At 41.9% G+C, this 9,134-nt stretch carries 6 protein-coding genes; all 6 read right to left on the reverse strand.

Annotation, left to right across the window (positions count from 1 at the left end; translation table 11 throughout):
* Window positions 1-879: 879 nt before the first annotated feature.
* Complete coding sequence (locus ABID46_RS13395) at window positions 880-1,479, reverse strand: VIT1/CCC1 transporter family protein (RefSeq protein ID WP_354510954.1); 600 nt, start codon at window positions 1,477-1,479, stop codon at window positions 880-882.
* A 15-nt stretch (window positions 1,480-1,494) separates the two neighbouring features.
* Window positions 1,495-2,061, reverse strand: a complete 567-nt coding sequence (locus tag ABID46_RS13400) for a cytochrome b/b6 domain-containing protein (RefSeq protein ID WP_354510956.1) — start codon at window positions 2,059-2,061, stop codon at window positions 1,495-1,497.
* Between the two features lie 4 nt (window positions 2,062-2,065).
* On the reverse strand, window positions 2,066-2,815 hold the full coding sequence (locus tag ABID46_RS13405; RefSeq protein ID WP_354510958.1) for a phosphatase PAP2 family protein: 750 nt from the start codon (window positions 2,813-2,815) through the stop codon (window positions 2,066-2,068).
* 1 nt (window position 2,816) lies between these two features.
* The gene (locus tag ABID46_RS13410) at window positions 2,817-3,944 is read right to left on the reverse strand and encodes an efflux RND transporter periplasmic adaptor subunit (protein ID WP_354510960.1); all 1,128 of its coding nucleotides are present in this window, start codon (window positions 3,942-3,944) and stop codon (window positions 2,817-2,819) included.
* Window positions 3,945-3,953: 9 nt separating this feature from the next.
* A complete protein-coding gene (locus tag ABID46_RS13415; RefSeq protein WP_354510964.1) occupies window positions 3,954-8,273 on the reverse strand; it encodes a CusA/CzcA family heavy metal efflux RND transporter in 4,320 nt (1,439 codons plus the stop codon).
* Window positions 8,274-8,460: 187 nt separating this feature from the next.
* Window positions 8,461-8,856 carry a hypothetical protein gene (locus ABID46_RS13420; protein WP_354510962.1) on the reverse strand — a complete coding sequence of 132 codons (396 nt, stop codon included), beginning with the start codon at window positions 8,854-8,856 and terminating at the stop codon, window positions 8,461-8,463.
* Window positions 8,857-9,134 lie beyond the last annotated feature (278 nt).

The following is a 9,134-nucleotide window of genomic DNA, read 5'->3' on the forward strand; positions in this document are numbered from 1 at the left end:
TTTTAAGCTAGAAAAATGAAATTTTAATATCCAAGAAGCAAAAAAAAAAATATTAAGCATAAAAAAGAGACTGTCTTTTGAGACAGCCTCTTTTTATTTTGTTTTTGTTAATTGAGATATATTGAAAAGAGTTTTTCACTCATACCTAAATCCTATTTCTTTGCTCAGAAATCTTTACAATCTTCCTATATAATTCATACAGTCTTCATACACTATCTATGCTTTATCTATACACTATCTATGGAGCAACTCTAAAGTATTCAAATTTTGGTTAATTAAGAATGATTAAGTTCTTTTCCTAAAGCGTTTTTCACCGAAATCTCTAAACTTTCTTGGAGGTTCTCAAGCAGTTCTTTCATTCGCTTTTGATCATTCTTGGATAATTTTGTCAAATCATGGTGAAAATGGGAATGTTTTTCAAAACATTGAAAAAATTTATTTCCCTTTATTTCCTCCATTAAATATTCTAATTTTTCAAGTTTGGGTTCGGCGTACAAACATAGTTCCCAAAGAGATTGAGCCGACAAATAATGTGGTAAATAATTAAGTTTTGCAAAGATGAAGGTCCTAAGAATTCTATAGAAAGCTTGAAAAAATAAATTTTCCAAACCCTCATCATTATTTGGGATTGATTTCTTTTTTAATAATTTAAAGTTTTGCACCAGTAAAAGAGCCGATTTTGCGTAATATTCGAGATCGGGATAACAGGTTGAATAAGATTCTTCCCAATGAATTGTCGGATGAAAAGCATGCGATTTATAAATCCTATTTTCTGGTTTCATGATGTTTTGAAAAAAATCTTGGTAAGCAAAAACCTCTTTTTGTATCCAAATTCGAGAATGTCCTAAAAGCACCAATCGGACTTTCCCCTTTGTTTTGTCATGATAGGATTGTCTCAGCTACAATACCCAAAACAACCAAAAACAACAATGCAAAAACGTACTGGCTATATATCATTTTTTCAACAGGAGCAAATACAGATACCACAAAGGGCAATGCCGCACCTACGATAAAGGAAGCGAAAGAAGCAAAACCGCTACAGGCGGCTTTTGCTTCTGTGATTTCATTGATACCCAGTTCGTCCCGTGCGTCAGCTCCCAAGGCATCATAAGCTGTGAGCTGACGGGCTACTTCCAAAGAAAGTTCTTTATCCAAGCCTCTTTTTTGGTAGATTTTTGCCAGTTCATTAAGCTCTATTTCCGGCATTTCTTCCAGTTCCTTTTGTTCTCTGTCGAGGTCAGATTTTTCTATATCCGACTGGGAGCTTACCGACACGTATTCCCCCGCAGCCATAGACATTGCTCCGGCAATAGAACCTGCCAATGCTGCCAGAATAATCGTTTCCCGGCTGTCGCTTGCCGCAGCAACACCCACAATGATACTCGCTGTGGACAATATACCGTCATTAGCTCCCAACACGGCTGCTCTTATCCAGCCCGACTTATTGACGTAATGTTTTTCTAATTCAAAATGCTTCATCTTATTCTAAATATTTTAATTACCACCAATCATCTTAGACGTTATTCCCTTTTTGCCTGTTAATTCTGCTATAACAATGCCTGTAATGTGTACCAATATAAAAATCGGAAACCAGTATATCGCCAGCTTATGTACAGTTTCCATAGGCTCTTTCCATTCCCCGTTTCCCCATTTGAGATAAAATCCAGTGATACCGGCAATAATGACAAACACATAAAATAATATATATGTCATCCCTTGCAAACGTTCTTTTATGGACTGTTTTCCGATAAAAGGATTGGGGAAACGAACTCCTTTCATCAACATATAAGCAATCCTCATTAAGAAGATAAAAATGATGATATACGATGCGTATTCGTGCCATTGCCACATTGGATTAAGAATATCATTGACTATAGCCTTTGTCTGTTCCTTTGTCATCACTCCGGGAGCATCCTGCTCGATGACCGCAACAATGGGCTTTCTACCCATCCACTGCATTCTTAAAAATCCGGTGATGAACAGTACGGTCATCAGAAGTTCAAATGACCAGTGCAAGATTCTATGAGTTACAGTAAACTCTTTTTTAATAATTGTTTTCATTGTTTTAGAATGTTTTAATAATTGTAAGTCCAACAGTTTTGGATTGATAGAAAGGAACCACAGACAATTCTTCCCTTTCTTCTTTTGACGAGAACCATTTCGATGTGAGAGGAAACAGCCAATAGGCAATTTCGGTGGACAAGATACCAATGCCTGCACCAGCAACAATATCACCGACCCAATGCTTATCGTTGAATACCCTGTATATTCCTGTCATAGCTGCCACAGGATACCCTGATATGCTAAGCCAGAAATTACGGTCCTTATATTCCCTGAACATAAAATGGGCTGATGAGAAATCCGTAGCCGTATGTCCGGAAGGGAAAGAAAAATTATTAGAACCATCGGGGCGTTCTTCGCCTACGAATTGTTTTGTGGGCAGTACCAATGCTGCGGAGACTAATTGAGACGTCGCATAGATAATGGTTCTGTCTTTACATTTATGTTTTCCTTTAACACCTGCAAGATTAAGCCCATATATGGCTGCTGCTGGAGCATACTGCATATAGTTGTCTATAGTTGCTCCGGCAATGATATGTTCCCTTGTTTCGTGGCGTGTAGACTGGTTCAATGATCTTAAATCATCAGACATCAAACTCAATAGTCCGTATGAAATCAAAACAGAAGGAACGATCAGTTTTTTTGCCGAAAATTTATACGCTTTATCGTCAATGCTTAATGTGTCGTTGCCTCCTGTTTGAGCTTTTAAGCCCAAGGCATACAGAAAAGTCATCAATAACAATACAGGCTTCATCTTAATCCTCTGCGGTATTTTTTAGTGCCATTAATAAAGTATAAGCCCCTTTCTGTGCGATTTTTTTACCGCTCAATTGGTTTCCGTTGACAATCTCTATCCAACCATCGCCAGTGTTTCCGATTTCTACTGTTGTCATTCTGAAACTGTTCTTGTCCAATACTTCAAAGACGTAATGTTTTCCTTCAAACGCCAAAATGCTTTCCTCCGGTAGTGCCAATGCCTTGCTTTCGGGTATGGGAACCTCGGCATTCATATACAGACCGGGAATAAGCTGTGCATTGCTTTCCGTGAAATGGGCGTGAACCTCCACAGCACGGTCTTGGGAAATATTTTTACTGATCAGAATGATTTCGCCTCCGTATTTCTTTTCCGGATGGCTGTTGGTGTATGCCGTAAGCGATTGTCCGATGCTTATTTTATCCCAATCTTTTTCAAATACTTTCAGGTTCAGATGCAGATCTTTCGGATCTACGAGTTCAAACAGCACATCCGATGGCGAAACGTATTTGCCTACATTCACAAAAACCTGGGAAACGAAACCGTCAAAAGGTGCATACACAGATGCAGTACGTTTGATGTTGTTCACCGAAACATTAGAAGGGTTGATGTGGATCATCCGCAGTTTTTCTTCCAGTGCCTTTTGGCTGATGAGCAGCGTTTCATAATTGGCTTTTGCCTGCAAATACACTTTATCACTGCTTGCTTTACTCTGGTTCAATTGCTTCTGGCGGTGGTATTCGGCTTCTGCATTTTGCAATTGAGCCCTTGCCGTCAGGTAATCCTGTTGCAGTTGGATAAACTGGTTGTCTTCCATTACGGCAATCACTTCACCTTTTCGGAAGTGCATTCCGGGCAGCAATTTCGTGGATTTTACATATCCGCCTAATGCACTGCTTACCGACACGAGGTTTTGTGGCGGTACGTCCACCGTTCCGCTCAGTTTCAGCGTTTTGGTAACGTTTCTTTCTTGTAATTCAACGGTCGTCAGCGAGAATGCTTTTAGCTGTTCGTCCGATAGTTTCAACACATTTTCGGTAGCTTCCGTAGTGTTTTCTTCTGTTGTGTTTTCCTTATTTCCGCAACTCCATAACAGGAGCAAAACGAAAATTCCGACTATATTTTTCATTTGAATAATTTATTTTGAAATGAGATATTGAAGATTGATGATTTGGAAATTGAGCTGCATCACGGCATCGTAATAATCACGCTGTATCTGTATCGCCTGATTATTAAGCATCACCCAGTCTAAGTAATTGATTTCGCCATTGGCAAATTGTTCTTCTGCTGTTTTGAAAATCTGCTCGGCTGCCGGCAATTGTTTTTGCTTATACGTCCCGACGATGTCAAGCTGTGTCCGGTATTGCTGCAATGCCGCTTCATACCCGCTTTCCCATGCGGCTTTACGCAAAGCGAGTTCATTTTCCGTGAAGAGAATACGTTGTTCCTCTGCTTTGATCTGTGATTTCTGTGCTTTGAAAAAAATAGGTATGCCTACCCCCACCTGAAAGGAATTAAAGCGATTGCTGTTCAAATCCCTGAAGCTCTGGTTGAAATAACCAACGGACAGATTGGGCAACAGCTTCGATTTTTCTAATCGAACCGATGCTTTTGCTTTTTCGATTTCCTGTGCCGACAATAGCAAGACCGGATGTTGTACGACATCTACATCCGCATCAAAAAGTCCATCCATAACAACGATGTCGGAAGCCGATGGTTCATAGCGGGTGTCAGCATTCAGCATCAGTTGAAGCTGTATTTTTGCCAATTCGATTTCGTTTGCCAACGCTTTTAATTGTATAGCAATGTTTTCCCGTTGCACTTCGGCAGCCGTTTTTTCAAGCAGGTTGCTTTCACCGCTTTCCATTCGCAGAGAAGCTTTTTCTAAAAAACCTTTATACATTTCATCGGTACGGTTCAGGATTTTTTCCCGCTCACGCAAAACCAAAATCTGGTAAAACAGCTCGCTTACCGTCTTGCGGATGTCCAGCTTGTTCAGGTTCACCGAAATCACTGCCGAATTCCATTCTTCGTTCAGCAATTTCTTTTGGTTGCTATACACAGTCGGAAAACTGAAAGATTGTGAAATCCCGAATTTATTATCGGAAGTACCACTATTGACCTGCCCGAATTCGCCCGTTACGACAGCCTGTGGAATGTTGGCTCCGGTAGCCGTCCGCTTTTTATAATATTCGGCAAGCAGGTTTTGGCTTTTTGCCGACAGGTTGTTTTCCGTAGCCATTTTTACCGCTTCTTCGAGTGTGATGCTTTGCGAAAATGCCGAACCACTTAAACCCAACAAAATAAGCAGTGTTGCACTTTTCCTGCCGAATGTCAGCTTGGGAAATTTAAGTTTTTCAAACAACACAAATAAAGTAGGCAATACAAAAAGGGTCAGAAATGTGGCAAACAGTAAACCACCGATAACCACCGTTGCCAACGGACGTTGCACTTCAGCTCCTGCACCGTTGCTCACCGCCATCGGTAAGAAACCGAGTGATGCTACGAATGCGGTCATCAGTACCGGACGAAGCCTTGTCTTTGTTCCAAGCAATGCTATCTGGTACAGGTCTTTATCGCCCGTTTGTTTCATCCGGTTAAACTCTGCGATAAGCACAATCCCGTTGAGTACGGCTACCCCGAAAAGGGCAATGAAACCAATGCCTGCACTGATGCTGAACGGCATTCCACGCAATGCCAACAGGAATATTCCGCCGATTGCAGACAGAGGAATGGCGGTATAAATCAACAAACTTTCCTTGACGGAACGAAAGGCAAAATACAGCAGAATGAATATCAATGCCAGCGAAACAGGAACGGCTACCATCAATCGGTTGGTGGCTTCATTCAGGTTTTCAAATGCTCCGCCATAGGTTACGTAGTAGCCGGGCGAAAATGCCATCTGTTTATCGGCTTTACCCTGCAATTCGTTGACGATGCTCTGTACATCACGTCCACGAACGTTGAAACCAACCACAATCCTTCTTTTGGCATCTTCCCGTTGGATCTGTGCAGGACCTTCAATGATCTGCACATCAGCTACCTGATACAGGGGTATATGGTTGCCTTTGGGCGTTGGGAGGAGCAGGTTGCGTATATCTTGTAGATTTTCACGTTGTGTTTCGTCCAGACGAACCATCAGGTCGAAACGCTTTTCTCCCTCATATACTTTTCCCGTGCTTTGCCCCGCAAAAGCAGTGTTCACGACTTTATTGATGCCGGCTATATCCAGATTGTACTGGGCAATGTTTGCACGGTTGTATTTGATTACCACCTGCGGCATTCCAGTAATGGGTTCGATGTATAAGTCCTGAGCCCCTTCAACCGTTTTGATGATTTCGCCGAAGCGGGCTGCATAAGCCGACAGGCTATCCAGATCTTCACCGAAAATCTTGCAGACCACATCCTGCCTTGCTCCGGTCATCAGTTCGTTGAAACGCATCTGCACTGGATATTGGAAACCCGTGGTAATACCCGGAACAGCTTCAAGGGATTTTCCCATTTTTTCAGCCAGTTCGGGAAAGGTCTTGGCAGATGTCCATTCCTTTTTATCTTTCAGTATCACCATCAGGTCGCTCGCTTCCATCGGCATCGGGTCGGTGGGTACTTCACCGCTTCCTATTTTGGTCACGACCTTTTCTACTTCGGGATAATCCCTGATGAGTATATGGGCTGCTTTCTGCGTGTATTCAACCGTTGTTTTCAGATTACTTCCCGTCAATACACGGGTATCTACCGCAAAATCGCCTTCTTCCAATGCCGGAATAAATTCGCCTCCCAAGCGGGACAAGATAAGCACCGCAACGATGAACAGGGCAACCACTACACCAATAACCATTTTTGGAAAATGCAGCACCTTAGCGAGTGCTTTGTGATGAATGTTTTCCAACTTTTGCATAATGCGGTCGGAAAAATTGGGTTTGTGCTTGATTTTTTTACTCAACACCAATGAACTCATCATCGGGATATAGGTCAGTGAAAGGATGAATGCACCGATTAGGGCAAAAGCTACGGTCTGTGCCATCGGTTTGAACATTTTTCCCTCGATGCCTTCGAGCGTGAAAATAGGCAGGTACACAATCAGGATAATGAGCTGACCGAATACGGCACTGTTGACCATTTTGGTAGCCGAATTGCTGACCTGATTGTTCATTTCGTCCTGCGAAATACGATTGGCAACTGCAAATTTCTTTCCGTGCAACTGGTGCAGCACGGCTTCGACTATGATGACCGCTCCGTCCACAATCAATCCGAAATCCAATGCTCCCAAGCTCATCAGGTTACCGCTCACGCCAAACAAATTCATCATAATGATGGCAAACAGCATCGACAGCGGTATGACAGAGGCAACCAGAAATCCTGCCCTGAAATTTCCGAGGAACAAGACCAGTACAAAGACCACGATCAAGGCTCCTTCGGCAAGGTTGGTCTCAATGGTGCTGATGGCATTGTTGACCATCTTGGTACGGTCGAGAAAAGGTTCAATGACCACACCTTTGGGCAATGTTTTCTGGATAACGGCAATGCGTTCTTTTACATTTTTGATAACTTCGGCACTATTGGCTCCCTTGAGCATCATCACCACCGCACCGGACACTTCCCCCTGATCGTTGTAGGTCATAGCTCCATAGCGTGTGGCATAGCCTGTTTTCACTTCGGCAACATCTTTCAACAATACAGGAATACCATCCTGCGTAGCCGTGACCGAAATGTTTTCTATATCTACTTTATTACCGATCAGTCCTTCGCTACGGATATAAAGCACGGTAGGGCCTTTTTCGATATAAGCACCTCCGGTATTCTGGTTGTTATTTTCCAATGCCGTGAATACGTCACTGATGCTGAGGTTCAGCGATTGCAGTTTGTTGAAATTGACCGCAATTTCATATTGTTTCAGCTTACCTCCGAAGCTGCTGACTTCGGCAACACCTTTTACACCTAATAGTTGTCGCCTTACGATCCAGTCCTGAATGGTACGCAGTTCGGTGGCATCGAATTGGTTTTCAAACCCTTTTTCGGGTCTTACCACGTATTGGTAAATCTCTCCCAATCCGGTGGAAATAGGCCCCAGTTCGGGCGTACCTACACCGTCGGGGATTTCGTTCTGTACGGTTTGCAGCCGCTCGGAAACCTGCTGTCTTGCCCAATACACATCGGTATTGTCGTCAAAGACGATAGTCACCAACGATAATCCGAAGCGGGAAAAACTACGTATTTCGGTGATGCCGTTGATATTGCTGTTTGCCTGTTCGATAGGGAAAGTAACCAGACGTTCGATGTCGGTCGCTCCCAATGAAGGAGCTACAGTAATGACCTGCACCTGATTGTTGGTAATATCAGGTTGCGCGTCAATCGGCAATTTGGTGGCTTCGTATAAGCCCAAGCCGATAAGGGCTATGGTAAAAAGCCCGATTATGAGTTTATTCCGAATAGAAAACTCAATAATTTTATCTAACATAATTTGTAATACTGCTAATGATGAATGGAATACGGGATTTGCAGGCATACACTGGTGGTGCAAAGCCCGAAAAAACGCAGATGATTAATTGGGAACAGGCTTATGCTGCGGCAATATGCTTTCTGTACAGACATACAGAGACAGCATCCGCAAAAGCGAATTCAATTAAAAATCTGTCCAAGAAAAATTAACAGTATTTGGGCGGTTGCCAGATAGCTGAAAGATAGTTTTTGTCAGAGAATGTATCGTCCAAAGGCAGGGCTTTTGGTTCTTCACTCACAGGGATTTTCGTTTCTATTTCAAAACTAAAAGGTGGGGTGAGTACAAAACTGATACTCAAAACATCGGTATGAACAATAAACGGTAGTTTCTTATCTTGTTCGTAATCGTCATCCTTTGGATGATTTTCGAGGTGATTTCCTTTATAATGGAATACTAAGAAATCTATAACAGAAATCTGAGGATCTTTCTCTTTGTGTTCGAAATAATGTTCTACCAGCATAGGGAATTTCAGCAACTGACCTAATTCAGTTGTTGAAATAAGATACACGGATATAAACAATATGGCGAGTACTCTCCTCATACAGCAAAGTTAATGAAAAAGAGTATTCAGTTTTTTAAGTTGTTGTAATTTAAAAGCTTTCAAAATTAGAGAACGGGGATTATTTGATTTTTTAGGATATTTATACTTTTACCAACTAAACAAAACGCATCACAAAAAAGGGCTATATATAACATGAACTGTGTAAAAAACCAAATATTTTATGCTATTTTTTTAACATAATCATCTTGATACAAAGTTCCATTTTTAACGCATCCATAAACTTGCTTTAGAAGCTTGTTGCACACTGCGATTACGGC

Origin of the sequence: Moheibacter stercoris, from assembly GCF_040545805.1 — a bacterium.
Taxonomy (GTDB): Bacteria; Bacteroidota; Bacteroidia; order Flavobacteriales; family Weeksellaceae; genus Moheibacter; species Moheibacter stercoris.